Origin of the sequence: Pseudomonas sp. DWP3-1-2 (assembly GCF_049896285.1) — a bacterium.
Taxonomy (GTDB): Bacteria; Pseudomonadota; Gammaproteobacteria; order Pseudomonadales; family Pseudomonadaceae; genus Aquipseudomonas.
Genome location: NZ_JAFCTZ010000001.1, coordinates 1,194,805 through 1,221,548 on the forward strand (window position 1 = coordinate 1,194,805; position 26,744 = coordinate 1,221,548).

General features: G+C 58.4%; 23 protein-coding genes. 20 read left to right on the forward strand and 3 right to left on the reverse strand.

Annotated features, from left to right (window positions below; all coding sequences use genetic code 11):
- The first annotated feature begins 139 nt into the window (after positions 1-139).
- The 3 genes from aat (at position 140) to infA (ending at position 1,903) form a co-directional block, all read left to right on the forward strand.
- Positions 140-853 (forward strand): leucyl/phenylalanyl-tRNA--protein transferase, encoded by a 714-nt coding sequence (gene aat / locus ACP7B0_RS05645; protein WP_426139990.1) that lies wholly within the window; start codon positions 140-142, stop codon positions 851-853.
- A gap of 23 nt (positions 854-876) precedes the next feature.
- On the forward strand, positions 877-1,584 hold the full coding sequence (locus ACP7B0_RS05650; protein ID WP_426139991.1) for an arginyltransferase: 708 nt from the start codon (positions 877-879) through the stop codon (positions 1,582-1,584).
- A 100-nt stretch (positions 1,585-1,684) separates the two neighbouring features.
- Positions 1,685-1,903 carry a translation initiation factor IF-1 gene (gene infA / locus ACP7B0_RS05655; protein ID WP_002553999.1) on the forward strand — a complete coding sequence of 73 codons (219 nt, stop codon included), beginning with the start codon at positions 1,685-1,687 and terminating at the stop codon, positions 1,901-1,903.
- Positions 1,904-2,090: 187 nt separating this feature from the next.
- Here infA and clpA read toward each other — a convergent pair whose 3' ends face one another.
- Together clpA and clpS are read right to left on the reverse strand one after the other, a co-directional pair.
- A complete protein-coding gene (gene clpA, locus ACP7B0_RS05660; protein ID WP_426139992.1) occupies positions 2,091-4,361 on the reverse strand; it encodes an ATP-dependent Clp protease ATP-binding subunit ClpA in 2,271 nt (756 codons plus the stop codon).
- 30 nt (positions 4,362-4,391) lie between these two features.
- A complete protein-coding gene (gene clpS / locus ACP7B0_RS05665; RefSeq protein ID WP_020290217.1) occupies positions 4,392-4,754 on the reverse strand; it encodes an ATP-dependent Clp protease adapter ClpS in 363 nt (120 codons plus the stop codon).
- A 222-nt stretch (positions 4,755-4,976) separates the two neighbouring features.
- Between clpS and cspD the strand changes: the two genes are divergently transcribed.
- Complete coding sequence (gene cspD / locus ACP7B0_RS05670; protein WP_426139993.1) at positions 4,977-5,252, forward strand: cold shock domain-containing protein CspD; 276 nt, start codon at positions 4,977-4,979, stop codon at positions 5,250-5,252.
- Between the two features lie 92 nt (positions 5,253-5,344).
- Here the strand turns inward: cspD and icd are convergent, their stop codons facing one another.
- Positions 5,345-6,601, reverse strand: a complete 1,257-nt coding sequence (icd, locus tag ACP7B0_RS05675) for an NADP-dependent isocitrate dehydrogenase (RefSeq protein WP_426139994.1) — start codon at positions 6,599-6,601, stop codon at positions 5,345-5,347.
- 465 nt (positions 6,602-7,066) lie between these two features.
- On the opposite strand from icd, the gene ACP7B0_RS05680 reads away from it, so the two are divergent.
- The 16 genes from ACP7B0_RS05680 (at position 7,067) to nuoH (ending at position 26,740) form a co-directional block, all read left to right on the forward strand.
- Positions 7,067-9,295 carry an NADP-dependent isocitrate dehydrogenase gene (locus tag ACP7B0_RS05680; protein WP_426139995.1) on the forward strand — a complete coding sequence of 743 codons (2,229 nt, stop codon included), beginning with the start codon at positions 7,067-7,069 and terminating at the stop codon, positions 9,293-9,295.
- Positions 9,296-9,427: 132 nt separating this feature from the next.
- Complete coding sequence (locus ACP7B0_RS05685) at positions 9,428-9,874, forward strand: NUDIX hydrolase (protein WP_426139996.1); 447 nt, start codon at positions 9,428-9,430, stop codon at positions 9,872-9,874.
- Positions 9,875-9,934: 60 nt separating this feature from the next.
- Positions 9,935-11,065: a tRNA 2-thiouridine(34) synthase MnmA gene (mnmA, locus tag ACP7B0_RS05690; protein ID WP_426139997.1), complete on the forward strand. Its 1,131-nt coding sequence runs from the start codon at positions 9,935-9,937 to the stop codon at positions 11,063-11,065.
- Positions 11,065-11,685, forward strand: coding sequence for a high frequency lysogenization protein HflD (gene hflD / locus ACP7B0_RS05695; protein ID WP_426139998.1), 621 nt, complete (start codon positions 11,065-11,067; stop codon positions 11,683-11,685). The genes mnmA and hflD overlap by 1 nt, the downstream gene beginning before the upstream one ends.
- A 130-nt stretch (positions 11,686-11,815) precedes the next feature.
- Entirely contained in the window at positions 11,816-13,186 is a 1,371-nt protein-coding gene (purB, locus tag ACP7B0_RS05700; RefSeq protein WP_426139999.1) for an adenylosuccinate lyase, read from the forward strand.
- Positions 13,187-13,265: 79 nt separating this feature from the next.
- Positions 13,266-14,432 carry a JmjC domain-containing protein gene (locus ACP7B0_RS05705; protein WP_426140000.1) on the forward strand — a complete coding sequence of 389 codons (1,167 nt, stop codon included), beginning with the start codon at positions 13,266-13,268 and terminating at the stop codon, positions 14,430-14,432.
- On the forward strand, positions 14,425-14,850 hold the full coding sequence (locus tag ACP7B0_RS05710; protein WP_426140002.1) for a GNAT family N-acetyltransferase: 426 nt from the start codon (positions 14,425-14,427) through the stop codon (positions 14,848-14,850). The genes ACP7B0_RS05705 and ACP7B0_RS05710 overlap by 8 nt, the downstream gene beginning before the upstream one ends.
- A 154-nt stretch (positions 14,851-15,004) precedes the next feature.
- Positions 15,005-15,751, forward strand: a complete 747-nt coding sequence (locus tag ACP7B0_RS05715) for a secretin N-terminal domain-containing protein (RefSeq protein ID WP_426140082.1) — start codon at positions 15,005-15,007, stop codon at positions 15,749-15,751.
- A gap of 553 nt (positions 15,752-16,304) precedes the next feature.
- Entirely contained in the window at positions 16,305-17,630 is a 1,326-nt protein-coding gene (aceA, locus tag ACP7B0_RS05720) for an isocitrate lyase (protein WP_426140003.1), read from the forward strand.
- A 443-nt stretch (positions 17,631-18,073) separates the two neighbouring features.
- Positions 18,074-18,487, forward strand: a complete 414-nt coding sequence (locus tag ACP7B0_RS05725) for an NADH-quinone oxidoreductase subunit A (protein ID WP_426140005.1) — start codon at positions 18,074-18,076, stop codon at positions 18,485-18,487.
- 10 nt (positions 18,488-18,497) lie between these two features.
- The gene (locus ACP7B0_RS05730; RefSeq protein ID WP_020290204.1) at positions 18,498-19,172 is read left to right on the forward strand and encodes a NuoB/complex I 20 kDa subunit family protein; all 675 of its coding nucleotides are present in this window, start codon (positions 18,498-18,500) and stop codon (positions 19,170-19,172) included.
- A gap of 74 nt (positions 19,173-19,246) precedes the next feature.
- Entirely contained in the window at positions 19,247-21,028 is a 1,782-nt protein-coding gene (gene nuoC / locus ACP7B0_RS05735) for an NADH-quinone oxidoreductase subunit C/D (protein ID WP_426140007.1), read from the forward strand.
- Between the two features lie 2 nt (positions 21,029-21,030).
- Positions 21,031-21,528 (forward strand): NADH-quinone oxidoreductase subunit NuoE, encoded by a 498-nt coding sequence (gene nuoE / locus ACP7B0_RS05740; protein WP_426140009.1) that lies wholly within the window; start codon positions 21,031-21,033, stop codon positions 21,526-21,528.
- A complete protein-coding gene (gene nuoF, locus ACP7B0_RS05745; RefSeq protein WP_426140011.1) occupies positions 21,525-22,883 on the forward strand; it encodes an NADH-quinone oxidoreductase subunit NuoF in 1,359 nt (452 codons plus the stop codon). Before nuoE ends, nuoF begins: the two co-directional genes overlap by 4 nt.
- A gap of 135 nt (positions 22,884-23,018) precedes the next feature.
- Positions 23,019-25,736, forward strand: coding sequence for an NADH-quinone oxidoreductase subunit NuoG (gene nuoG / locus ACP7B0_RS05750; RefSeq protein WP_426140012.1), 2,718 nt, complete (start codon positions 23,019-23,021; stop codon positions 25,734-25,736).
- On the forward strand, positions 25,733-26,740 hold the full coding sequence (nuoH, locus tag ACP7B0_RS05755) for an NADH-quinone oxidoreductase subunit NuoH (protein WP_426140013.1): 1,008 nt from the start codon (positions 25,733-25,735) through the stop codon (positions 26,738-26,740). The genes nuoG and nuoH overlap by 4 nt, the downstream gene beginning before the upstream one ends.
- Positions 26,741-26,744 lie beyond the last annotated feature (4 nt).

Sequence of the window (26,744 nt, forward strand, 5' to 3'; positions counted from 1 at the left end):
GGGCCAGGTTAGCGCCCAAAAGGCCATCACACGGACAGAAGATCCGCCGCCAAAAAGGACGACCGCTTATGACTACGCATTCCGACAAGAGTTGCAGCACGATGCTGACCGCCCTCCCCTCTCACGCTGTGTCGACCCCATGCTGACCTGGCTGCAGCGCAATAGCCTGGCATTTCCGCCGTTGAAAAAAGCCCTGCAGGAGCCCAATGGCCTGCTCGCGGCGGGTGGCGATCTGTCTGCAGACCGACTGATTCAGGCCTATCGTCACGGCTGCTTCCCTTGGTTCCAGGAAGGCCAGCCCATTCTGTGGTGGTCACCGGATCCACGCACGGTGCTATTCCCTCAAGAGCTGCACGTGTCCCGCAGCCTGGGCAAGGTCATTCGACAGGGCCGCTACCAGGTGACGTTCGATCAAGACTTTGCCGCCGTGATACGCGCCTGCGCAGGACCGCGCAGCTACGCCGACGGCACCTGGATCACCGGCACGATGCAAGCCGCTTATCTGGAACTCCATAAGCGGGGTCATGCGCACAGCGTCGAAGTCTGGAGCGACGGGGAGCTGGTCGGAGGTTTGTACGGTTTGGCGCTGGGGCAGCTTTTCTTCGGGGAGTCGATGTTCAGCCATGCTGATAACGCCTCTAAAGTGGGTTTCGCCACCCTGGTAGAGCGTTTGGCCCACTGGGGCTTTGTGCTGATCGACTGCCAGATGCCCACTGATCACCTGCACAGTTTTGGCGCCCGCCCGATCCCCCGCCTGGAGTTCGCCGATTATCTTCGCCAACATCTGGACCAGCCGAATAACGCTGACTGGTTGCCTAGGCGAGTTCAACAGGCTGACATACACTCTAACTAAAGGTTTTTCTCAGGGGGGCGATCATGACAGAGCTGGCCCGGCTTAAGTTCTATGCCACGCAACCCCATTCCTGCAGCTACTTGCCTGAGGAACAAGCGACCACGCTATTCCTGGACCCCAGCCAGCCAATGGACGTCAAAGTCTATGCCGACCTCTCGGACATGGGCTTCCGTCGCAGTGGCGACCACCTGTACCGCCCTCACTGCCAGAATTGCAGTGCGTGCGTTCCCGCCAGAATCCCGGTTGACCTGTTCGTGCCGAATCGCCAGCAGAAGCGCATTTTCAAGCGCAATGCAGATATTCAGGTGACCGCCACAAAACCTCACTTCACCGAAGAGTATTTCGATCTTTATCAGCGCTATATCGAACAAAGGCATGCCGACGGCGATATGTTTCCACCCAGCCGCGACCAGTTTTCAACTTTTTTAGTTCGCGACCTGCCCTTTTGCAGGTTCTATGAATTTCGCCTTGAAAAACGCTTGCTCGCAGTCGCCGTTACCGACCTGCTACCCAACGGCCTCTCAGCGGTTTACACCTTCTACGAACCCACCGAAGAGCGCCGCAGTCTGGGGCGCTACGCCATTTTGTGGCAGATCGCTGAAGCATCGCGGCTCAAGCTTCATGCGGTCTATCTGGGGTACTGGATAAAGAACTGCCAAAAGATGAATTACAAGACCCAATATCGGCCTATCGAGCTGCTGACAAACCAGAGATGGGTCACTCTTTACTGAAGCCCTTGGCTTAACCATCCTTTTTCGGGCACAATGCACGCCGCTTTTGCCTGGCGCCACTTGCACCGGGCCACTCATTGGATACCGAGGGCTTTACTGCATGTCGAAAGAAGACAGCTTCGAAATGGAAGGCACTGTCGTCGACACCCTGCCCAACACCATGTTTCGTGTGGAGTTGGAAAACGGGCACGTCGTAACCGCGCATATCTCCGGCAAGATGCGCAAGAACTACATCCGTATTCTTACCGGTGACAAGGTGCGTGTTGAGCTGACGCCCTACGACCTGAGCAAAGGGCGCATTACTTACCGCGCCCGATAAGCAGGTCTTAACAAAAACGCCCGGCACCTGCCGGGCGTTTTTGTTCGCCTGGATTTTGTGTTGACACGCGCCACCGTGGGGTGCAGCTCAAAATGGCCTCGCAAAAATGTAACGCCTTACCCAACAAAAAACCCCGCAGCTCTTGCGAGATGCGGGGCTTTTGCTTGCCTCAGACTAAGCCAACGGACTACGCCATTTCTGCCGTGGTCTCGAAGTCGAAGGTCATCTCGCCATCCTTGACGTCGATGTGCACAACACCTCCGTGCTCAGCCAACTCGCCAAACAGGATCTCCTCAGCCAGGGGACGCTTGATCTTGTCCTGAATCAATCGAGCCATAGGTCGAGCGCCCATCTGCGCGTCGTAACCACCCGCCGCCAGCCAGCTTCTTGCCGCATCGGAGACTTCGAGCAAGACCCGTTTGTCCTCCAACTGCGCCTGAAGCTCGGTAAGGAACTTGTCCACCACGCTTTTGATGACCTCATGACTGAGGCGACCAAATTGAATGATGGTGTCCAGACGGTTGCGGAACTCCGGCGTGAAGCTTTTCTTGATCACCTCCATCGCATCGGACGAATGGTCCTGATGAGTGAAACCGATGGACGCACGCGCTGCGGTTTCGGCGCCGGCGTTGGTGGTCATGATCACGATCACGTTGCGGAAATCGGCCTTGCGCCCGTTGTTGTCGGTCAAGGTCCCGTGATCCATGACCTGCAGCAGCAGGTTAAAGACTTCCGGGTGCGCTTTTTCGATTTCATCGAGGAGCAATACGCAATGAGGCTGCTTGGTAATGGCTTCAGTCAGAAGGCCGCCCTGATCGAAGCCCACATAGCCTGGAGGTGCACCGATCAACCGCGATACGGTGTGGCGCTCCATGTATTCAGACATGTCGAAACGCACCAGCTCGATCCCCAGCGCCTTGGCCAACTGCCGGGCGGCTTCGGTCTTGCCAACACCGGTAGGACCGGCGAACAGGAAAGAACCGACCGGTTTGTCCGGCGATTTCAAACCAGCACGGGACAGCTTGATGGCCGTGGACAACGAATCGATAGCTGCATCCTGACCAAACACCGTCAGCTTGAGATCACGCTCAAGATTACGCAGCAGCTCTTTGTCGGAACTGTTGACGTGTTTTGGGGGGATACGCGCGATTTTCGCGACGATATCTTCAACTTGCGCCACATCAATACGTTTCACGCGCTTCTCGACCGGCTGCAGACGCTGATAGGCGCCCGCCTCGTCGATCACATCGATGGCCTTGTCCGGCATATGCCGGTCATTGATGTAGCGCGACGCCAGTTCGGCAGCGGCGCGCAGGGCTTCGTCGCTGTACTCGATATTGTGATGCAGCTCGAAACGGCCCTTGAGCCCCCTGAGGATACCGATGGTGTCCTCCACCGACGGCTCCGAGACGTCGACCTTCTGGAAACGTCGTGCCAAGGCACGATCCTTTTCGAAGATGCCGCGGAATTCCTGGAAAGTCGTCGAGCCGATACACCGGATATCACCCGAAGACAGCAGCGGCTTGAGCAGGTTCGAAGCATCCATCACGCCGCCCGACGCAGCGCCCGCACCGATGATGGTGTGAATTTCATCGATGAAGAGAATCGCGTGAGGACGTTTTTTCAGCTCATTGAGCAGGGCCTTGAAGCGCTTCTCGAAATCGCCCCGGTACTTGGTCCCGGCCAGCAATGCGCCGAGATCGAGGGAATACACGACACTGTTGGCAAGCAGATCAGGGACCTGGTTGTCGACGATGCGCTTGGCCAGACCTTCCGCGATAGCCGTCTTGCCAACACCCGCCTCGCCTACCAGCAGCGGGTTGTTCTTCCGACGCCTGGCCAGGATCTGCGCCACGCGCTCGACTTCCATCTCACGGCCGACCAGCGGATCGATGCGACCCTGGCGAGCCAGTTCGTTAAGGTTACTGGCATAGGCATCCAGAGGATTGCCTGAAGAAGAAGACTCACCGCCCTCGTCGTCCTGCATATCTTGCTCACCTTCAGAGTGATCGCCATGCCCGGGCACTTTGGAAATGCCGTGAGCGATGTAGTTGACGACATCGATGCGCGCAACGCTTTGCTGCTTGAGCAGAAATACAGCCTGGCTTTCCTGCTCACTGAAAATCGCAACCAGCACGTTTGCGCCAGTCACTTCACGCTTGCCGGAGCTCTGTACGTGGAACACCGCACGCTGCAGAACGCGCTGAAAGCCCAGGGTTGGCTGGGTTTCACGGTCTTCATCGTGGACAGGAATAAGTGGCGTAGTGGAGTCGATAAACTCCTGCAGATCATGCTTGAGTTTATCGAGGTTTGCGCCGCAGGCACGCAGAACAGTGGCGGCAGCCTCGTTATCCAATAGAGCCAGCAGCAGGTGCTCCACGGTCATGAATTCATGACGCTTGGAGCGTGCCTCCTTGAAGGCCAGATTGAGGGTGACTTCGAGCTCACGGTTTAACATAGCTTCACCTCATACCCAAGTGGTCGGCGTTTAACCGTCCTTCTCGATCTCACAGAGTAGCGGATGCTGGCTTTCCCTGGCGTATTGGTTCACCTGCGTTGCCTTGGTCTCGGCGATGTCGCGGGTAAACAATCCACATACTGCCCGTCCCTCTGTATGGACAGCCAGCATGACCTTGGTCGCCAGCTCACGATTCAGGTTAAAAAACACCTCAAGCACTTCAACAACAAAGTCCATTGGGGTGTAGTCGTCGTTAAATAAAACCACCTTGTACATCGGCGGCGCCTGTAGCGTCGGCTTTGCGTCCTGAACTGCAATGCCTGCCGCGTCATCCTCACGGGAACCCGGACTGTCCTGATTGAATGTTAGTCGAATCTTGCTGATTGCATGCATGGAAAGAAGAGTTCGTAGATGGCGGATAGAAAATAATTAGCCCTGGTCTGACCGGTTTTCAAACAGACCGCCGCATGACCTTGACTATCGGCTAAACGGTGTTACAAACAATAGAACCCACATTGGGTAAAAAGGGTCCGCGCAGTCAACCAAAATTTTTTTAGGTCCGGCGGATGAGGTGGATGATACTCCCAACGGAGTCCTTTGCAGAGGGATGTGACTATGCTCAGCGGTAAGGTCAAGTGGTTCAATAATGCAAAAGGTTATGGTTTCATCCTTGCCGATGGTAGAGATGAAGATTTGTTCGCCCATTACTCGGCCATCAAGATGGACGGGTATAAAACCCTCAAAGCTGGCCAGCCGGTCAATTTTGAGATCATCCAGGGGCCCAAGGGCTTGCATGCAGTGGATATCCAGGCAGCGGCGATAAGCGATAATGCTGCGTCACCCGCCGAATCTCCAAGTCACACCAGCAAGTCCGATACAGTGACTGCCTGACCCGGCAAGCGCGACCCACTCCTGCACCACATGCAAATCGGCCGGTTCAGACACCTGAACCGGCCGATTCTGCTTGCAATGCCGCTTCAATCTCACATATGAGAAATCAGCGCATCACCAAAGGCTGATGAAGACAGCAGCGTCGCACCATCCATTAACCGCTCGAAATCATAAGTAACAGTTTTCGCGGAAATCGCACCGTTTGTTCCCTTGATGATCAGGTCTGCCGCTTCGATCCACCCCATGTGGCGCAACATCATTTCGGCGGACAGAATCAACGACCCCGGATTGACCTGGTCTTTGCCTGCGTATTTAGGTGCCGTGCCGTGTGTCGCCTCGAACATGGCCACCGTGTCCGACAGGTTGGCCCCCGGCGCAATACCGATCCCGCCCACTTCCGCCGCCAATGCATCAGACAGATAGTCGCCGTTGAGGTTGAGCGTCGCGATAACGTCGTATTCAGCGGGCCGGAGCAGAATTTGCTGGAGCATCGCATCGGCGATGGCATCTTTGACGATGACATTCTTGCCGGTTCTGGGGTTCTTGAACTGCATCCACGGCCCACCGTCGAGCAGCGTCGCCCCGAATTCCTGAGCCGCAATCTCGTACGCCCATTCCTTGAAGGCACCTTCGGTGAACTTCATGATGTTGCCTTTGTGCACGATGGTCAGTGAGTCCCGATCATTGTCCACCACATACTGCAACGCCTTGCGCGCGAGGCGCTGAGTGCCTTCCTTGGAAACCGGCTTGATGCCGATGCCGCAATCCTGGTCGAAGCGGATTTTGGTAACGCCCATTTCCTCCTTGAGGAACTTGATGACCTTGATCGCCTCAGGCGAACCTGCTTTCCATTCAATCCCGGCGTAGATGTCTTCGGAGTTTTCCCGAAAAATCGTCATATCCACATCGCCGGGTTTTTTGACCGGGCTTGGCACGCCTTCGAACCAGCGCACCGGACGCAAACAGACATACAAGTCCAGTTGCTGACGCAGCGCGACGTTTAAGGAGCGGATCCCGCCACCTACCGGGGTGGTCAGCGGCCCCTTGATCGAAACCACGTAATCCTTCACGGCATCCAGCGTTTCCTGGGGCAGCCACGTGTCCTGGTCGTAAACCTGAGTCGCTTTCTCGCCGGCGTAGACTTCCATCCAGGAAATCTTGCGCTGGCCGCCGTAGGCCTTGTCGACGGCGGCATCCACCACCTTGATCATGACCGGACTGATATCCACTCCAATCCCGTCACCCTCAATGAACGGAATGATCGGGTTATCAGGCACGTTCAGAGAATGATCGGCGTTGACCGTGATCTTTTCGCCAACGGCTGGAACCTGAATCTTCTGGTATCCCATTATTGTTCTACTCCGGTGTGGTCTGTTGAGAAATCCTGAATGCGATTGAGCGTAGTCAGCCGCAGCGCTACTGGCAACTCATGGCAGAGCCGACGCGACACGATAAAGCCTCATGCGGCCGCGACGCGCAAGGATACAGAGCCGGTTTTGACCAAGACCCTCGACCAACGGCCTATATCGCTCATTCGTTAGCACGCATAGCATTAATGCTTAAGACCAATGGTTTGATATACTCCCGGCGTGACTACCGGGTCATAGGGGTTGACCAGTCTGATACGTGACTTTCAGCCTTTATAGGCGTTGGGCTGCCCTGGCAGTTCATCGCGCGACGCTCGACTGATGCACCCACCATCATCAATCGCGAATAAACCTCGACTTAGGCTCATGAAGGGACTGTGAGCAAGAGTGCATACCCTGCGCGCATCGAGATTTTGTGCATGCTCAGCAAAAGAGAGTTCATACGAAATGTCCAACCGCTCGAAGATCATCTACACCTTCACCGACGAAGCCCCTGCCCTCGCCACCTACTCGCTGCTCCCTATCATCGAAGCTTTTACCGCCTCTTCCGATATCGACGTTGAAACGCGAGACATTTCCCTGGCAGCCCGCATTCTTTCCAGCTTCCCGGAGTCGCTCCGCGCTGATCAGCAAGTAGCGGATCATCTTGCCGAACTGGGCAAACTGGCGACCACGCCAGAAGCCAACATCATCAAACTCCCCAACATCAGTGCCTCGGTCCCGCAACTCAAGGCGACTATCAAAGAACTGCAAGACCAGGGCTTTGCTATCCCCGACTACCCGGAAGCACCGAGCACTGACGCTGAAAAAGACGTTCGCGCCCGCTACGACAAAACCAAAGGCAGCGCCGTGAACCCGGTCCTGCGTGAAGGCAACTCTGATCGTCGCGCCCCGCTGTCAGTCAAGAATTACGCCCGCAAGCACCCGCACAAAATGGGCGCCTGGAGCCCCGACTCCAAGTCCCACGTTGCCTACATGAGCGAAGGCGACTTCTACGGCAGCGAAAAAGCCGCCCTGATTGAAACCCCTGGCAGCGTCAAGATCGAACTGATCGCTCAAGACGGCACAACCACCGTCCTGAAAGAAAAAACGGCAGTCAAGGCAGGCGAGATCATCGATTGCTCCACCCTGAGCAAAAAAGCCCTGCGCACCTTCATCGCCAAAGAAATCGAGGACGCCAAAGCCAAGGGCGTGCTGTTCTCTGTGCACTTGAAAGCGACCATGATGAAGGTCTCGGACCCGATCATGTTCGGCCAGATCGTCGCCGAGTACTACAAGGACGCGCTGACCAAGCACGCCGACATCCTCAAGCAAGTCGGCTTCAGCCTGAACAACGGCATCGGCGACCTGTACGACCGCATCACCGTGCTGCCTGCCGAGAAACAAGCCGAAATCAAGGCGGACATTGAAGCCGTCTACGCTGTGCGCGCACCGCTGGCGATGGTCAACTCCGACAAGGGCATCACCAACCTGCACGTGCCTAGCGACGTAATCGTCGACGCATCGATGCCCGCCATGATCCGTGACTCCGGCAAAATGTGGGGCGCCGACGGCGAACTGCACGACACCAAAGCGGTGATCCCGGACCGTTGCTACGCGACCATCTACCAGGCCACCATTGAAGACTGCAAGAAACACGGCGCCTTCGACCCGACCACCATGGGCAGCGTGCCAAACGTTGGCCTGATGGCGCAGAAAGCCGAAGAGTACGGTTCCCACGACAAGACCTTCCACATTCAAGCCGACGGCGTGGTTCGCGTGACCGACAGCGACGGCAAGTTGCTGATGGAGCAGAAGGTTGAAGCCGGTGATATCTGGCGCATGTGCCAGGCCAAAGACGCACCTATCCAGGACTGGGTCAAACTGGCCGTGAACCGCGCTCGCGCCAGCAACACCCCTGCGGTGTTCTGGCTTGATCCGGCCCGCGCTCACGATGGCGTGATGATCGAGAAGGTCCAGACCTACCTGCGTGACCACGACACTTCGGGTCTGGATATCCGCATCATGTCGCCTGTCGACGCGATGAACTTTACCCTGGAGCGCACTCGCGCCGGCAAGGACACCATTTCGGTGACCGGTAACGTGCTGCGCGACTACCTGACCGACCTGTTCCCGATCATGGAGCTGGGCACCAGCGCCAAGATGCTGTCGATCGTGCCACTGATGAGCGGTGGCGGCCTGTTCGAGACCGGTGCCGGTGGTTCGGCCCCGAAACACGTTCAGCAACTGGTCGAGGAAAACTTCCTGCGCTGGGATTCCCTGGGTGAGTTCCTGGCGCTGGCGGCGTCCCTTGAGCACTTGGGCAGCACCTACAACAACCCGAAAGCACTGGTCCTGTCGAAGACGCTGGATCAGGCGACCGGTGAGTTCCTGGACCGCAACAAGTCGCCTTCGCGTAAAGTCGGCAACATCGACAACCGCGGCAGCCACTTCTACCTGGCGCTTTTCTGGGCTCAGGCGCTGGCAGCACAGAACGACGACGCAGCGCTGAAAGCGCAGTTCACGCCGCTGGCGAAAACCCTGGCCGACAACGAAGAAAAAATCGTTGCCGAGCTCAATGCCGTTCAAGGCAAACCTGCGGACATCGGCGGTTACTACTACCCGAACGCCGAGCTGACCAGCAAGGTCATGCGCCCAAGCGCAACCTTCAACGCGGCGATCGCTTCGCTGGTGTAAGGCTGCAGCGGTCAGGCGCCTGAAAAACGCCATGTCCAACGGAACCCCGGCCTCGCGCCGGGGTTTCTGTTTCTGCGACAGTCAACGCTCGGCGCTGTCGCGCCCAACTTTCATGCACAAGGGTCACTCACCATGCAATGGCAAGCCCATGTCACCGTCGCCACAATTGTTGAAGATCACGGCCGCTTTCTGATCGTCGAAGAACTCAAGGGCGGGAAAGCCGTGCTCAACCAACCAGCCGGCCATCTGGACCCTGACGAGACCCTGCAAAACGCCGCGGTACGCGAAACCCTGGAAGAAACCGGCTGGGACGTCGAACTCACCAGTGTCATCGGGATTTACCTCTACACCGCCCCCAGCAACGGCGTGACCTATCAGCGCATCTGTTTCGCCGCCAAACCACTTCGCCACCACCCCGACTATCCGTTGGATGACGGCATCATCGGCCCTCTATGGCTGACCCGGGAACAACTTCAGGCTGAACAGGACCGCTGGCGCAGCGAGCTGGTGATGCGCTGTATAGACGATTATCTGAGTGGCGAGCATTTCAGTCTGAACCTGCTGCGCGACGGCGTGTGAGACTCCGCGACCTCAGCCTGTTAGAATCGCGTCCTTTTCGAAGCTACCCATTGAATCCCTATGCGTGATCCAGCCCTTTCCGATACAGCAACGAAGCGCGTCATCGTCGGCATGTCCGGCGGCGTAGATTCTTCCGTTTCCGCCGTTCTGCTCATGGAGCAGGGCTATCAGGTGGAAGGCTTGTTCATGAAGAACTGGGAAGAAGACGATGGAACGGACTACTGCACCGCTCGCGAAGACCTGGCCGACGCCCAGGCCGTGTGCGACAAGATCGGCATCAAGCTGCACACCGCCAACTTCGCCGCAGAATACTGGGACAACGTGTTCGAGCACTTCCTGGCCGAATACAAAGCCGGGCGCACGCCCAACCCGGACATCCTTTGCAACCGCGAAATCAAATTCAAGGCGTTCCTCGACTACGCCCTGACGCTAGGCGCCGACCTTATTGCCACCGGCCACTATGTGCGCCGACGCGACGTCGATGGCCGCACCGAACTGCTCAAGGGCCTGGACCCGAACAAGGACCAGAGCTACTTCCTGCATGCCGTGGGCGGTGAACAGATTGCCAAGACCCTGTTCCCGGTCGGCGAACTGGAGAAGCCTGCCGTGCGCGCCATTGCCGAGAAACACGGCCTGGCCACCGCCAAGAAAAAGGACTCCACCGGCATCTGTTTCATCGGTGAACGTCGCTTCACGGACTTTTTGCGTCAATACCTACCCGCCCAACCCGGCGAAATCAAGACCACCGAAGGCGAAGTCATCGGACGCCACAGTGGCTTGATGTATCACACCATCGGCCAGCGCCAGGGACTGGGCATCGGCGGCCTCAAGGACGCCAGCGACGACCCATGGTACGTGCTGGTCAAGGACCTGGAGCACAACGAGCTGATCGTCGGCCAAGGCAACGATCACCCATGGCTGTTCTCCCGGGCGCTGATCGCCTCACAGATTTACTGGGTGAATCCGATCGACATGAGCACACCACGCCGGCTGACGGCCAAGGTGCGCTACCGCCAGAATGACCAGCCATGCACGCTTGAACAGACCGCTGATGGCTACCGGGCGACGTTTGACGAGCCTCAACGCGCCGTCACACCCGGCCAGTCCGTGGTGTTCTATGACGGCGAAATCTGCCTGGGGGGCGGCGTGATCGAAATCGCCGAACCGTGGCACAGCAAGGACAAGCGTTGATGACCCCGATTCAGGAACAACTCATCGCCCTGAGTGGCGTCTTTCAAGCCGCCGTGCTGGTTGACCGCATCGCCAAGACCGGGCAATCCAGCGAAGCTGCAATGGGCTGCATGCTCGGCAGCCTGCTGGTACTGGACCCCAAGGACACGCTGGACGTCTACGGCGGTGACGACCTGAACCTGCGCGAAGGCTACCGGGCACTGGCCAGCGCGCTGGAGCGCGATCCGGCGACGTTGCAGCGCGAGCCGCTGCGCTACGCCCTGTCAATGCTGGGCCTGGAACGCCAGTTGGCCAAGCGTGACGACATGCTCGAAACCATCGGCAAACGCATGCCGCAGATTCAATCCCAGGTCGAGCACTTTGGCGTTGTCCATGAAAACGTGATCTCCGCCTGCGGCGCGCTGTACCAGGACACGTTAAGTACGTTGCGCCAGCGCATTCAGGTTCACGGCGACATGCGTAACCTGCAACAACCGAACAACGCGTCGAAAATCCGCGCTCTTCTGCTGGCCGGTATCCGTTCGGCCCGCTTGTGGCGACAAGTTGGCGGCCATCGCTGGCAACTGGTCGTCAGCCGACGCAAGTTATTGAAAGAACTGTATCCATTGATGCACGGCTGATTCGCCGGCTTGCGTGATTGATACGTACAAACACCGGGCGCCATACGCCGGTCAGACCGCAAGGATCTGCCCCGTTTTTCATGTATGATATGCGCCCTCATTTCGTTGCCCGACTCTCCGAGAACACCCTATGCAGCTTTCTTCGCTCACTGCGGTTTCCCCTGTAGACGGCCGCTACGCCGGCAAAACTCAGGCCCTGCGCCCAATTTTCAGCGAATACGGCCTGATCCGTTTTCGCGTCATGGTTGAAGTGCGCTGGCTCCAGCGCCTGGCCGCTCACCCGGAAATCACCGAAGTCCCGGCTTTTTCGGCCGAAGCCAACGCAATTCTCAACACGCTGGCTGAAGACTTCTCGATCACCCACGCCGAGCGCGTGAAAGAAATCGAGCGCACCACCAACCACGACGTCAAGGCCGTGGAGTATCTGCTCAAGGAGCAGGCCGCCCAGCTGCCTGAGCTGGACAAGGTCAGCGAGTTCATCCACTTCGCCTGCACCAGCGAAGACATCAACAACCTGTCCCACGCCCTGATGCTGCGCGAAGGCCGTGACAACGTCATGCTGCCACTGATGCGCCAGATCGCCGAATCCATTCGGGAACTGGCTATCCGTTTCGCTGACGTTCCCATGCTGTCCCGCACCCACGGCCAACCGGCTTCGCCAACGACCCTGGGTAAAGAGCTGGCGAACGTTGTCTACCGCCTGGAGCGTCAAATCGCCCAGGTCGCAGCGGTGCCACTGCTGGGCAAAATCAATGGCGCGGTCGGCAATTACAATGCTCACCTCTCGGCCTACCCGGCCGTCGACTGGGAAGCCAATGCACGCGCATTCATCGAGGACGAACTGGGTCTGGGCTTCAACCCCTACACCACCCAGATCGAGCCCCATGACTACATTGCCGAACTGTTCGACGCGATTGCCCGCTTCAATACGATCCTGATCGACTTCGATCGTGATATCTGGGGCTACATTTCCCTGGGTTATTTCAAGCAGCGCACCATCGCTGGCGAAATCGGCTCCTCGACCATGCCGCACAAGGTCAACCCGATCGACTTCGAGAACTCCGAAGGCAACCTGGGCATCGCCAACGCGCTGTTTCAGCACCTGGCCAGCAAACTGCCAATCTCCCGCTGGCAGCGCGACCTGACGGACTCCACAGTTCTGCGCAATCTGGGCGTGGGCTTTGCTCACAGCGTCATTGCCTACGAAGCGAGCCTCAAGGGCATCAGCAAGCTGGAGCTCAACGAACAGAAGATCGCCGCCGACCTGGACGCTTGCTGGGAAGTCCTGGCCGAACCGATCCAGACGGTCATGCGCCGCTACGACATCGAAAACCCGTACGAAAAGCTGAAAGAGCTGACACGCGGCAAGGGTATCAGCCCGGAAGTACTTCAGACTTTCATCGACGGCCTGGACATGCCAGCCGAGGCCAAGGCCGAGCTGAAAAAGCTCACCCCGGCCAGCTACATCGGCAATGCCGTGGCTCAAGCCAAGCGCATCTGACCTGCGGTAAACATTGCACACGCCCGGCAGTGCCGGGCGTTTTTATTCCTGTAAAAAACGTTTTCTCAATAGGTTACACATGAATCCTGATATTCCTCTTCAATTGTTGGGCGGCATCAGCGCTCGCGTTTTCCTGCGTGACTACTGGCAGAAAAAGCCCCTCTTGATCCGCCAGGCGATACCGGGCTTCGAAAGCCCGATCGACCCTGACGAGCTGGCCGGCCTCGCATTGGAAGAAGAAGTCGAGTCGCGACTGGTCATCGAAAACGGCGAGCGTCCGTGGGAACTGCGTCGCGGCCCTTTCGCCGAAGACGAATTCAGCAAGCTCCCCGAGCGTGACTGGACCCTGCTGGTACAGGCAGTGGATCAATTCGTGCCGGAAGTCAGTGAACTGCTTGAGCACTTCCGGTTTCTGCCGAGCTGGCGCATTGACGACGTGATGATCAGCTATGCCGCACCGGGTGGCAGCGTCGGCCCGCATTACGACAATTACGATGTGTTCCTGCTGCAGGGCCATGGCAAACGGCACTGGCAGATCGGTCAAATGTGCGACGCCGACAGCGCCCTGCTGCAACATGCGGACCTGCGCATCCTGGCCGATTTCCAGAGCACCGAAGAATGGACGCTGGAACCCGGCGACATGCTCTACCTGCCGCCGCGTCTGGCCCATTGCGGCGTTGCCGTCGATGACTGCCTGACCTATTCGGTAGGCTTTCGCGCGCCAGGCGCCGCCGAAGTGCTCACCCACTTTACTGACTTCCTCAGCCAGTTCATCTCGGATGAAGAGCGCTACACCGACGCCGACGCACAACCGGTCAGCGACCCGCACCAGATTCAGCATGACGCGCTGGACCGTTTGAAAGCCTTGCTGGCCGAACATATGGGCGACGAGCGTCTGTTGCTGACCTGGTTCGGGCAGTTCATGACCGAGCCGCGCTACCCGGAGCTGGTGGTTGGCCCGGAACTGGAAGAAGAAGACTTGCTGGCCAGTCTGGAACAGGGCGCAGTTCTCATCCGCAACCCAAGCGCACGCCTGGCGTGGTCCGAAGTTGATGAAGACCTGTTACTGTTCGCCAGCGGCCAAAGCCGCCTGCTTCCCGGTCACCTGCGCGAACTGCTGAAGCTGATCTGCGCCGCTGATGCACTGCACAGCGAAAATCTCGCGCTGTGGCTGAATGATGAACAAGGACGAAACCTGCTCTGCGAGCTGGTCAAACAAGGAAGCCTGGGGTTTGCCGATGAATAAAATCCACGTCCGCGTTGCCGACTGGCAAAAGGACAATACCGATATACGCAGGATTCGCGAAGCGGTGTTCATCGCTGAACAGTCCGTACCTGCGGAGCTGGAATGGGATGCCGAAGATGCCGAGGCTATCCATTTCCTGGCTTTCGAAGGCGACTACCCCGTGGGTACCGCACGCCTGCTGCCTGACGGTGAAATCGGCAGGCTGTCTGTGCTCAGGGACTGGCGGGGCCTGAACGTCGGCGATGCGTTGCTCAATGCCGTCATCGACGAAGCCGAACGTCGCAACCTCAAGCCGCAGAAGCTCAGCGCCCAGGTGCACGCCTCTGCGTTTTACGAGCGTCATGGCTTCACCATTGTCAGCGAAGAGTTTCTGGAGGCCGGTTTGCCTCACGTAGACATGGTTCGCAATACGGACTGACGTTCAGGTCCAGCTAAAAACGCCCCGCTTCCCCAGTCCAGCCCTTCAGGTTGGAACAGGGTCGCGGGGCGTTTTGCCGTCCAGGATTCAACTTGCCCCCTCTCAAGCCGACAAAGTGGCAAACTCGGTTTTCTACATTCGTATCAGTGGAGATATGGACATGTTCCTGCGCACCTTGGTTACTTCATTCCTGATCACATGTAGCGTGTATGCCATGGCCGCTACTGAAGTCGTCCCACTCAATTTCCGCACCAGCGATGAGCTGCTGCCGGTGGCGCAATCCTTTCTGGGCAAGGATGGCAAGGTGAGCGCTTATAACAACCAACTGATCGTCAACGCCGAACCGGGAAAGATCGAGGAACTTCGCGCATTGATCACGCAACTGGATACCGCACCCAAACGGCTGTTGATCAGCGTCGACACCAGCGACAACGCGGCGCGCAATACGCAGGGGAACAATCCGACGCGGATCATCAGTTACGGCACGGCCAGCCGTGACGGTGGTGTGCAGCAAGTCCAGACCACCGAAGGCACGCCTGCGCTGATCCAGATCGGGCAGAGCGTTCCACTGACCACGACCCAGTCCGATTCCTACGGCTACGCCCAGAGCAACACCGAGTATCGCAACGTCACCCAAGGCTTCTACGTAACCGCCAGCGTTACGGGCGACACGGTTCACCTGAGTATCAGCACCAATCGTGATCGCGTGAGCCAGGAACGACCGGATGTCATCAACGTGCAAAGCACCGACAGCCAGGTCACCGGGCGCCTGGGAGAATGGCTCACCCTCGCCGGGTCCAGCAGCCAGTCGGTTGCCGATCAGCAGGGTCTGGCGAACCGCTATTCGACTCAAGGTCGGGATGACATGACCCTGCGCGTCAAGGTTGAAACGCTCGACTGACCGCAACGCCCGATCGCAGCCCCGGAAGAATCAACACCCAAGAGCCCGAAACTGACTGATTAGTCGTATTAGACCAAAGATGTAGTGGCATCAAAAAACCACTACAAAACGTTTGACGGACTAAAAACGGCGAGGCATGATTGCCCCGCTCCCGCTAATCAGAGGCCCTGCACAGAGCCTTCGGATCGCTGCTCTAACCTACCCGCCTGAGCCGATTCGTGTCTGTACCGCCCACAAGGCAGTTTGACGAGGTTGCGACTGGAACGAAGTTGTCCCGAGGGACGGAAGCGTAATACGGTCGATTGCTCAACCCGCTAACTGACTGCATCAAGGCATCCACGAGCCGAACTGCAGACAGGGGCCAGGCCGACGACCCGCTCTTCCACCTTGAGCTCATCGTTCTACGTTGCCACCTCGCAAACCAGGCTCAGTCAGCCACACCTATGATCAGCGAGCAGCCATCCACGTGCCTTCGATACCCGGGGCGTTTTGGCGGAGCAAGGAATCTTCCAACCAAAACCGATGCGATACTTTTGCGACGAGGTTTATCTCCATGGCACTGACACGCGAACAACAAATAGCCGCTCTCGAAAAAGACTGGGCTGAAAATCCACGCTGGAAAAACGTGACCCGTACTTATTCAGCCGCTGATGTCGTCCGCCTGCGTGGCTCGGTTCAACCTGAACACACCTTCGCCAAACTGGGCGCAGAAAAACTCTGGAACCTGGTTACCCAAGGTGCCAAGCCTTCCTTCCGCCCTGACAAAGACTTCGTCAACTGCATGGGCGCCCTGACCGGCGGCCAGGCCGTACAACAGGTCAAGGCCGGTATCCAGGCGATTTACCTGTCGGGCTGGCAAGTTGCCGCCGACAACAACTCGGCCGAATCGATGTACCCCGATCAGTCGCTGTACCCGGTGGATTCGGTTCCTACCGTGGTCAAGCGCATCAACAACTCATTCCGTCGCGCCGACCAGATCCAGTGGAAAGCCGGTAAAAACCCGGGCGACGAAGGCTACATCGACTACTTCGCACCCATCGTTGCCGACGCCGAAGCCGGTTTTGGCGGCGTGCTGAACGCTTATGAATTGATGAAAAGCATGATCGAAGCCGGCGCCGCAGGCGTTCACTTCGAAGACCAACTGGCGTCCGTCAAGAAATGCGGCCACATGGGTGGCAAGGTACTGGTACCGACCCAGGAAGCCGTGCAAAAGCTGACCGCTGCCCGTCTGGCCGCAGACGTCGCCGGTGTGCCGACCATCATTCTGGCCCGCACCGACGCCAACGCCGCCGATCTGCTGACTTCGGACTGCGATCCATACGATCAACAGTTTGTTACCGGCACTCGCACGCAAGAGGGTTTCTATAAAGTCCGCGCAGGCCTAGACCAGGCGATTTCCCGCGGCCTGGCCTACGCGCCGTACGCCGATCTGATCTGGTGTGAAACCGCCAAGCCGGATCTGGACGAAGCTCGTCGCTTCGCCGAAGCCATCAAGAAGGAATACCCGGACCAACTGCTGTCGTACAACTGCTCGCCTTCCTTCAACTGGAAGAAAAACCTGGACGACGCGACCATCGCGAAATTCCAGCGTGAGCTGTCGGCAATGGGTTACAAGCACCAGTTCATTACCCTGGCTGGCATCCACAACATGTGGCACAGCATGTTTAACCTCGCGCACGACTACGCCCGCAACGACATGACCGCTTACGTCAAACTGCAGGAGCAAGAGTTCGCGGATGCGGCCAAAGGCTATACCTTTGTTGCGCACCAGCAGGAAGTGGGCACCGGCTACTTTGATGACATGACCACCGTGATTCAGGGTGGCACTTCATCGGTAACAGCGCTGACCGGCTCGACTGAAGAAGAACAGTTTCACTGATTAGCCGCACCGCACTGAAGAAACCGCCCTCCGGGGCGGTTTTTCTTTGCCTGCAGACGCTGCGTTGACCCTCACCACCCACCAACCCGCCCAACAGTTGCAACTTAGGCCCGTGATAAACGCGCTTATCCCCTTACAAATGTAACGAAACTATCACCACTTACATCAAATGATACTTATTATCATTTGGCAATCAATCCTTGTCCCTTACAATTTACAAGAAACATAATTAACCAAAACCCTGCCAATGCCCGTATCGTCTGCCCCTGCGCCCTGTCGGGAGTGTGCAGGTGATTAATCCGGCAAATTAATTTGATGTAGAAAATTTACTTGCTAACTGTTTACCCATAAAATCACCGCGATTGATGTCGCTGCGACATATAGTCACTGCCTATACTCTATTCAAGCCCAGAGACCTCTGATCTCTGTCAAGGAAAGCCAGCATGCACGAACCGACAGGATTGATTGCCCACAACTGGGGCTTCGCCATTTTCCTTTTGGGTGTGGTCGGCCTTTGCGCCTTCATGCTCGGTCTCTCCAGCCTTCTGGGTAGCAAAGCCTGGGGGCGCAGCAAAAATGAACCCTTTGAGTCCGGCATGCTTCCCACCGGCAGTGCCCGCCTTCGCTTTTCGGCAAAATTCTACCTGGTCGCGATGCTTTTCGTGATTTTCGACATTGAAGCCCTCTTTCTCTTTGCCTGGTCTGTGTCCGTCCGCGAAAGCGGCTGGACCGGATTCGTCGAAGCACTCGTTTTCATAGCAATTCTGTTGGCAGGTCTTGTCTACCTATGGCGGGTAGGGGCGCTCGATTGGGCTCCCGAAGGTCGCCGTATTCGGCAAGCGAAGCTAAAACAATGAGGCTTTGGCGATGCAATACAATCTCACCAGGATCGACCCGGATGCTCCCAATGAAGAGTATCCAATCGGCAAACGGGAAACTGTTTCCGACCCGCTAGAAGACCAGGTCCACAAAAACATCTACATGGGCAAGCTGGAAGACGTGCTGAACGGTGCGGTCAACTGGGGGCGTAAAAACTCCCTGTGGCCTTACAACTTCGGCCTGTCGTGCTGCTATGTAGAAATGACGACCGCCTTCACGGCGCCCCACGACATCGCCCGCTTCGGCGCCGAGGTTATCCGGGCATCGCCGCGTCAGGCGGATTTCATGGTTATTGCCGGGACCTGCTTTATCAAGATGGCGCCGATCATTCAGCGTCTCTACGAGCAAATGCTCGAACCCAAGTGGGTCATCTCCATGGGTTCGTGCGCCAACTCCGGTGGTATGTACGACATCTATTCCGTGGTTCAAGGCGTGGACAAGTTCCTGCCCGTGGATGTCTATGTGCCTGGCTGCCCGCCCCGCCCCGAAGCATTTCTGCAAGGCTTGATGCTGCTGCAGGAATCCATCGGCCAGGAGCGTCGCCCTCTGTCCTGGGTCGTCGGTGAACAAGGCGTCTATCGCGCCGAGATGCCGTCGCAAAAGGAACAGCGCCGCGAACAGCGAATCGCAGTGACCAATCTGCGCAGCCCCGACGAAGTCTGATCCAGTTCTGCTGCTGTTAAAGAGACGAGAACCTGGCTTCATTCTTTACGTTGACCGAAAGCGATAAAAAAATCATGACTACAGGCAGTGCTCTGTACATCCCGCCTTACAAGGCTGACGACCAAGATGTCGTCGTTGAACTGAACAACCGTTTTGGCGCCGAAGCGTTCAGCGCCCAGCCGACCCGCACTGGCATGCCCGTGCTATGGGTCGAGCGCGCACGGTTGATCGAAATGCTGACGTTCCTGCGTCAGCTGCCCAAACCCTACGTCATGCTGTACGACCTGCATGGCATGGACGAGCGTCTGCGCACTAAACGCCAGGGTTTGCCTGGCGCCGACTTCAGCGTCTTCTACCACTTGCTGTCCATCGAGCGGAACAGCGACGTGATGATCAAGGTGGCCTTGTCCGAAGGCGACCTCAGCGTCCCTACCGTGACCGGCATCTGGCCAAACGCCAACTGGTACGAACGCGAAGTCTGGGACATGTTCGGTATCGACTTCCCCGGTCACCCGCACCTGACCCGAATCATGATGCCGCCCACCTGGGAAGGTCACCCGCTGCGCAAGGACTTCCCGGCACGGGCCACCGAATTCGATCCGTTCAGCCTGACCCTTGCCAAACAGCAACTGGAAGAGGAAGCCGCGCGTTTCCGTCCGGAAGACTGGGGCATGAAGCGTTCCGGCGCGAACGAAGACTACATGTTCCTCAACCTGGGCCCGAACCACCCTTCGGCCCACGGTGCGTTCCGCATCATCCTGCAACTGGACGGTGAAGAAATCGTCGATTGCGTCCCTGATATCGGTTACCACCACCGTGGTGCCGAGAAGATGGGCGAGCGTCAGTCCTGGCACAGCTACATTCCGTACACCGACCGGATCGACTACCTCGGCGGCGTGATGAACAACCTGCCGTATGTGCTTTCGGTAGAGAAACTGGCCGGTATCAAGGTGCCAGAGAAAGTCGACGTCATCCGCATCATGATGGCCGAGTTCTTCCGCATCACCAGCCACCTGCTGTTCCTGGGTACTTACATTCAGGACGTGGGCGCAATGACACCGGTGTTCTTCACCTTCACCGACCGGCAAAAAGCCTACACCGTGATCGAAGCCATTACCGGCTTCCGCCTGCATCCGGCCTGGTACCGCATCGGTGGTGTCGCCCACGATCTGCCACGCGGCTGGGAAAAACTGGTCAAGGATTTCGTCGAGTGGATGCCCAAGCGTCTGGACGAATATCAGAAAGCAGCGCTGGACAACAGCATCCTGCGTGGCCGGACCATCGGCGTCGCGGCGTACAACACCAAGGAAGCACTGGAGTGGGGCGTCACGGGTGCCGGCCTGCGTTCAACCGGTTGCGATTTCGACATTCGCAAGGCTCGCCCTTATTCGGGTTACGAGAACTTCGAGTTCGAAGTACCGCTGGCCGTTAACGGCGATGCCTATGACCGCTGCATCGTGCGTGTCGAAGAGATGCGTCAGAGCATCAAGATCATCGATCAATGCATGCGCAACATGCCGGAAGGCCCGTACAAGGCGGATCACCCGCTGACCACGCCGCCGCCCAAAGAACGCACGCTGCAACACATCGAGACCCTGATCACGCACTTTCTGCAGGTTTCGTGGGGCCCGGTCATGCCGGCCAACGAATCCTTCCAGATGATTGAAGCGACCAAGGGCATCAACAGTTATTACCTGACGAGCGACGGCGGCACCATGAGCTACCGTACCCGGATTCGCACACCAAGCTTCCCGCACCTGCAACAGATCCCTTCGGTGATCAAGGGCAGCATGGTCGCGGACTTGATTGCGTACCTGGGTAGTATCGACTTCGTTATGGCCGACGTGGACCGTTAAGCATGAATAGCCCGCTGATCCAGACAGACCGTTTCGTTCTCAGTGAAACCGAGCGCTCGGCTATCGAGCACGAATTGCATCACTATGAAGACCCCCGCGCGGCGTCTATCGAAGCCCTGAAAATCGTCCAGAAGGAACGTGGCTGGGTGCCTGATGGCGCTATCTATGCCATTGGCGAAATCATTGGCATCCCCGCCAGCGACGTCGAAGGTGTGGCCACGTTCTACAGCCAGATCTTCCGCCAGCCCGTTGGCCGCCACATCATTCGCGTCTGCAACAGCATGGTCTGCTTCATTGCCGGCCATGAGTCGGTCGTCGAAGAAATCCAGAACTCGCTGGGCATTGCACCCGGCCAGACCACCGCGGACGGGCGTTTCACCCTGTTGCCGGTTTGCTGCCTGGGTAACTGCGACAAGGCACCGGCCGTGATGGTCGACGATGATACGTTCGGCGACATCCAGCCTTCGGGCGTTGCCAAGATGCTGGAGGGTTACCCATGACCATTACTTCCTTCGGCCCTGCCAACCGCATTGCGCGTACGGCAGAAACCCATCCACTGACCTGGCGTCTGCGCGATGACGGCGAGCCTGTATGGCTCGAGGAATATCAGGCCAAAGACGGCTATGCAGCCGCCCGCAAGGTGTTTGCCGAGCAATCACCTGACGAGATCGTGCAGTCCGTGAAGGACTCCGGCCTCAAGGGTCGCGGCGGCGCGGGCTTCCCCACAGGTGTGAAGTGGGGGCTGATGCCTAAAGATGAATCCATGAACATCCGCTACCTGCTGTGCAATGCGGATGAAATGGAGCCCAACACCTGGAAAGACCGGATGTTGATGGAGCAGCTGCCGCACCTGTTGGTGGAAGGCATGCTGATCAGTGCGCGGGCCTTGAAAGCCTATCGCGGCTATATATTCCTCCGTGGTGAGTACGTTACTGCGGCCAAGCATCTGAACCGCGCCGTGGCGGAAGCCAAGGCCGCGGGGTTGCTCGGCAAGAACATTCTCGGCACAGGTTTCGACTTCGAGCTGTTCGTGCACACCGGCGCCGGGCGCTACATCTGCGGTGAAGAAACCGCATTGATCAACTCCCTGGAAGGCCGTCGCGCCAATCCGCGCTCCAAGCCGCCCTTCCCCGCCGCCGTCGGCGTGTGGGGCAAGCCGACGTGCGTGAACAACGTCGAAACCCTGTGCAACGTGCCCGCCATCGTGGGCAACGGTAACGACTGGTACAAATCCCTGGCCCGGGAAGGTAGCGAAGACCACGGCACCAAGCTGATGGGTTTCTCCGGCAAGGTGAAAAACCCTGGCCTGTGGGAGCTGCCTTTCGGCGTGCAGGCACGCGAGTTGTTCGAAGACTACGCGGGCGGCATGCGCGACGGCTTCAAGCTCAAGTGCTGGCAGCCGGGCGGCGCAGGTACCGGCTTTCTATTGCCGGAACATCTGGACGCACAAATGTATGCAGGTGGCATCGCCAAGGTCGGTACGCGGATGGGTACCGGTCTGGCCATGGCTGTCGATGACAAGGTCAACATGGTTTCGCTGTTGCGCAACATGGAAGAGTTCTTCGCCCAGGAGTCGTGCGGGTTCTGCACGCCATGCCGCGATGGCTTGCCCTGGAGCGTGAAGATTCTGCGCGCCATCGAGAAAGGCCAGGGCCAGCCGGGGGATATCGAGACCCTGCTGGGTCTGGTGAACTTCCTCGGCCCTGGCAAGACCTTCTGCGCCCACGCACCGGGCGCGATAGAACCGCTGGGCAGCGCGATCAAGTACTTCAGGCCTGAGTTCGAGGCGGGCATAGCGCCGGCAACATCCGGCAGCCTGACCCAGGTCATCAGCCCGACTATGGTCGGCGCATAACAAGACAGACCGGTCGGCGGCCCACAAGGCTGCCGTCCTTATCCGACTGCGCCATGACAGGCTGTTTGAGTCGGGTAGCACCGAGATTCCATTAGCCACGCCCGCTGACACCGGGCCAACGAAGAACTTTGAACCATGGCCACTATCCACGTAGACGGCAAAGCGCTCGAAGTCGACGGTGCAGACAACCTGTTACAGGCTTGTCTGTCCCTGGGCCTCGACATCCCGTATTTCTGCTGGCACCCCGCCCTTGGCAGCGTTGGCGCCTGTCGCCAGTGTGCGGTCAAGCAGTACACCGACGAGAACGACACCCGCGGTCGTATCGTCATGTCCTGCATGACACCCGCCACCGACAACACCTGGATCTCCATTGAAGATGAAGAGTCCAAGGCGTTTCGCGCCAGTGTCGTTGAATGGCTGATGACCAACCACCCGCACGACTGCCCGGTCTGCGAAGAAGGCGGTCACTGCCACCTGCAAGACATGACCGTGATGACCGGTCACAACGAGCGTCGTTATCGCTTCAGCAAACGTACCCACCAGAATCAGGAACTCGGCCCGTTCATCGCTCACGAGATGAACCGCTGTATCGCCTGCTACCGTTGCGTGCGCTTCTATAAAGACTACGCGGGCGGCACCGACCTGGGCGTATACGGCGCTCACGACAACGTGTACTTCGGTCGTGTTGAAGACGGCACTCTGGAAAGCGAGTTCTCCGGCAACCTCACCGAGGTCTGCCCGACCGGCGTGTTCACGGACAAAACCCACTCCGAGCGCTACAACCGCAAGTGGGACATGCAGTTTTCCCCGAGCATCTGCCATGGCTGCTCGAGTGGCTGCAACATCAGCCCCGGCGAGCGTTACGGCGAGATCCGTCGCATCGAAAACCGCTTCAATGGCTCGGTTAACCAGTACTTCCTGTGTGACCGTGGTCGTTTCGGCTATGGCTATGTGAACCGCGAAGACCGCCCGCGTCAGCCGCTGCTGGCTGACGGCCAGGTCAAGCTGAGCCTGGATGGCGCGCTGGACAAGGCTGCCGAGCTGCTGCGCGGTCGCAATATCGTCGGTATTGGTTCACCTCGCGCCAGCCTGGAAAGCAACTTCGCCCTGCTGGAGCTGGTAGGTGCCGAGCATTTCTATTCGGGTATCGAAGCCGGTGAACTGGAGCGTCTGCGCCTGATCCTCAAGGTACTGAACGACAGCCCGTTGCCGATTCCGACCCTGCGGGATATCGAAGACCACGATGCGATTTTTGTTCTTGGCGAAGACCTGACCCAGACGGCTGCGCGCATGGCCCTGGGCTTGCGTCAGGCAGTAAAAGGCAAGGCTGAAGACATGGCCGCGGCGATGAAAGTCCAGCCCTGGCTCGACGCCGCAGTAAAAAACATCGGTCAGCACGAACTGAACCCGCTGTTCATCGCCAGCCTGGCGGAAACCAGGCTGGATGACGTCGCCGAGGAATGCGTCCACGCCGCGCCGGATGACCTGGCTCGCATTGGTTTCGCCGTCGCTCACGCGCTGGATGCCAGCGCCCCGGCGGTGGAAGGTCTGGACAGCGAAGCGCTCGCGCTGGCACAACGCATCGCCGACGCGCTGTTGGCTGCCAAGCGTCCACTGATCATTTCCGGCAGTTCCCTGGGCTCGACCGCTTTGATCGAAGCGGCCGCCAACATCGCCAAGGCACTGAAGCTGCGCGACAAGCAAGGCTCCATCAGCCTGATCGTGCCGGAAGCCAACAGCATGGGTCTGGCCATGTTCGGCGGTGATTCCGTTGATGCGGCGCTGCAAGCCGTGATCTCCGGCAAAGCCGACGCCATCGTGGTTCTGGAAAACGATCTGTACCGCCGCGTTGACGCGGCTACAGTGGATGCCGCCTTGAACGCCGCCAAAGTGGTGATCGTTGCGGACCACCAGAAAACCCCGACCAGCGACCGTGCTCATCTGGTTCTGCCCGCAGCGAGCTTCGCTGAAGGCGACGGCACCCTGATCAGCCAGGAAGGCCGCGCACAGCGCTTCTTCCAGGTATTCGATCCGACTTATCTGGATGCCAGCATTCTGGTTCACGAAGGCTGGCGCTGGCTGCATGCCCTGCGCTCGACCCTGCTGAACAAGCCCGTGGACTGGACCCAACTCGATCACGTCACCGCCGCGTGTGCCGCAAGCACGCCGCAACTGGCCGGGATCGTCAACGCCGCCCCGTCAGCGTCGTTCCGCATCAAAGGCTTGAAACTGGCCCGCGAACCGTTGCGTTACAGCGGCCGGACCGCCATGCGCGCCGACATCAGCGTGCATGAGCCACGGACGCCACAGGACCAGGACACCGCGTTCTCTTTCTCAATGGAAGGCTACTCGGGTTCGGTCGAGCCTCGTCAGCAGGTTCCTTTCGCCTGGTCTCCGGGCTGGAACTCGCCGCAAGCGTGGAACAAGTTCCAGGACGAAGTCGGCGGTCACTTGCGTGCAGGCGATCCAGGCACCCGCCTGATCGAAAGCACTGGCGATTCGCTGTCATGGTTCACTCATGTACCCGGCGCGTTTTCGCCGGCCCGTGGCACCTGGCAAGTGGTGCCGTTCTATCACCTGTTCGGCAGCGACGAAACGTCGTCCCTTGCCGCACCGGTTCAGGAACGCATTCCACACGCCTACGTTGCACTGGCCAAAGCCGAAGCGGATCGCCTGGGCGTCAATGAAGGTGCCCTGCTGAGCCTGAGCGTTGCGGGTCAGACCTTGCGTCTGCCGCTGCGCATCAACGAAGAGCTGGGTGCCGGACTTGTAGCATTGCCAGTCGGTCTGGCCGGCATTCCGCCCGCCGTGTTCGGCAAAACCGTTGATGGTCTGCAGGAGGCAGCGCTATGACCTGGTTCACACCTGAAGTGGTCGACGCGATCATCTCGGTAGTCAAGGCGATCGTCATCCTGCTGGCCGTGGTGATCTGCGGCGCGCTGCTCAGCTGGGTGGAGCGCCGTTTGCTCGCCCTCTGGCAGGATCGTTACGGTCCTAACCGGGTCGGCCCTTTCGGCGCCTTCCAGATTGCCGCCGACATGATCAAGATGTTCTTCAAGGAAGACTGGACGCCGCCCTTCGCCGACAAGGTGATTTTCACCCTGGCGCCGGTCGTGGCCATGAGCGCCTTGCTGATCGCCTTTGCGATTATCCCGATTACCCCGACCTGGGGCGTGGCAGACCTGAACATCGGCCTGCTGTTCTTCTTCGCCATGGCCGGTTTGTCCGTGTACGCGGTGCTGTTCGCCGGCTGGTCGAGCAACAACAAGTTTGCCCTGCTCGGCAGCCTGCGGGCTTCGGCCCAGACCGTGTCCTATGAAGTGTTCATGGGTTTGTCCCTGATGGGGATCGTGGTTCAGGTTGGCTCGTTCAACATGCGCGACATCGTTGAATATCAGGCTCAGAACCTGTGGTTTATCATTCCGCAGTTCTTCGGCTTCTGTACGTTCTTCATCGCTGGCGTCGCAGTGACTCACCGTCACCCGTTCGACCAGCCGGAAGCGGAACAGGAACTGGCAGACGGTTACCACATTGAATACGCCGGGATGAAGTGGGGGATGTTCTTCGTTGGCGAATACATCGGGATCGTGTTGATCTCGGCGTTGCTGGTGACCCTGTTCTTCGGTGGCTGGCATGGCCCGTTCAACATCCTGCCTTCACTGTCTTTTGTCTGGTTCGCCCTGAAGACCGCGTTTTTCATCATGCTGTTCATCCTGTTGCGCGCCTCGATTCCGCGCCCACGTTATGACCAGGTGATGGATTTCAGCTGGAAATTCTGCCTGCCGCTGACCCTGATCAATCTGCTGGTGACCGCCGCTGTCGTGTTGCTGAACACGCCCGCCGGCGTGGCTCAGTGAGGAT

Excerpts from the sequence above, each read along its gene's own strand:
- aat (WP_426139990.1), top strand. The coding sequence starts at position 140 with ATGCTGACCTGGCTGCAGCGCAATAGCCTGGCATTTCCGCCGTTGAAA.
- ACP7B0_RS05650 (WP_426139991.1), top strand. The coding sequence starts at position 877 with ATGACAGAGCTGGCCCGGCTTAAGTTCTATGCCACGCAACCCCATTCC.
- infA (WP_002553999.1), top strand. The coding sequence starts at position 1,685 with ATGTCGAAAGAAGACAGCTTCGAAATGGAAGGCACTGTCGTCGACACC.
- clpA (WP_426139992.1), bottom strand. The coding sequence starts at position 4,361 with ATGTTAAACCGTGAGCTCGAAGTCACCCTCAATCTGGCCTTCAAGGAG.
- clpS (WP_020290217.1), bottom strand. The coding sequence starts at position 4,754 with ATGCATGCAATCAGCAAGATTCGACTAACATTCAATCAGGACAGTCCG.
- cspD (WP_426139993.1), top strand. The coding sequence starts at position 4,977 with ATGCTCAGCGGTAAGGTCAAGTGGTTCAATAATGCAAAAGGTTATGGT.
- icd (WP_426139994.1), bottom strand. The coding sequence starts at position 6,601 with ATGGGATACCAGAAGATTCAGGTTCCAGCCGTTGGCGAAAAGATCACG.
- ACP7B0_RS05680 (WP_426139995.1), top strand. The coding sequence starts at position 7,067 with ATGTCCAACCGCTCGAAGATCATCTACACCTTCACCGACGAAGCCCCT.
- ACP7B0_RS05685 (WP_426139996.1), top strand. The coding sequence starts at position 9,428 with ATGCAATGGCAAGCCCATGTCACCGTCGCCACAATTGTTGAAGATCAC.
- mnmA (WP_426139997.1), top strand. The coding sequence starts at position 9,935 with ATGCGTGATCCAGCCCTTTCCGATACAGCAACGAAGCGCGTCATCGTC.
- hflD (WP_426139998.1), top strand. The coding sequence starts at position 11,065 with ATGACCCCGATTCAGGAACAACTCATCGCCCTGAGTGGCGTCTTTCAA.
- purB (WP_426139999.1), top strand. The coding sequence starts at position 11,816 with ATGCAGCTTTCTTCGCTCACTGCGGTTTCCCCTGTAGACGGCCGCTAC.
- ACP7B0_RS05705 (WP_426140000.1), top strand. The coding sequence starts at position 13,266 with ATGAATCCTGATATTCCTCTTCAATTGTTGGGCGGCATCAGCGCTCGC.
- ACP7B0_RS05710 (WP_426140002.1), top strand. The coding sequence starts at position 14,425 with ATGAATAAAATCCACGTCCGCGTTGCCGACTGGCAAAAGGACAATACC.
- ACP7B0_RS05715 (WP_426140082.1), top strand. The coding sequence starts at position 15,005 with ATGGACATGTTCCTGCGCACCTTGGTTACTTCATTCCTGATCACATGT.
- aceA (WP_426140003.1), top strand. The coding sequence starts at position 16,305 with ATGGCACTGACACGCGAACAACAAATAGCCGCTCTCGAAAAAGACTGG.
- ACP7B0_RS05725 (WP_426140005.1), top strand. The coding sequence starts at position 18,074 with ATGCACGAACCGACAGGATTGATTGCCCACAACTGGGGCTTCGCCATT.
- ACP7B0_RS05730 (WP_020290204.1), top strand. The coding sequence starts at position 18,498 with ATGCAATACAATCTCACCAGGATCGACCCGGATGCTCCCAATGAAGAG.
- nuoC (WP_426140007.1), top strand. The coding sequence starts at position 19,247 with ATGACTACAGGCAGTGCTCTGTACATCCCGCCTTACAAGGCTGACGAC.
- nuoE (WP_426140009.1), top strand. The coding sequence starts at position 21,031 with ATGAATAGCCCGCTGATCCAGACAGACCGTTTCGTTCTCAGTGAAACC.
- nuoF (WP_426140011.1), top strand. The coding sequence starts at position 21,525 with ATGACCATTACTTCCTTCGGCCCTGCCAACCGCATTGCGCGTACGGCA.
- nuoG (WP_426140012.1), top strand. The coding sequence starts at position 23,019 with ATGGCCACTATCCACGTAGACGGCAAAGCGCTCGAAGTCGACGGTGCA.
- nuoH (WP_426140013.1), top strand. The coding sequence starts at position 25,733 with ATGACCTGGTTCACACCTGAAGTGGTCGACGCGATCATCTCGGTAGTC.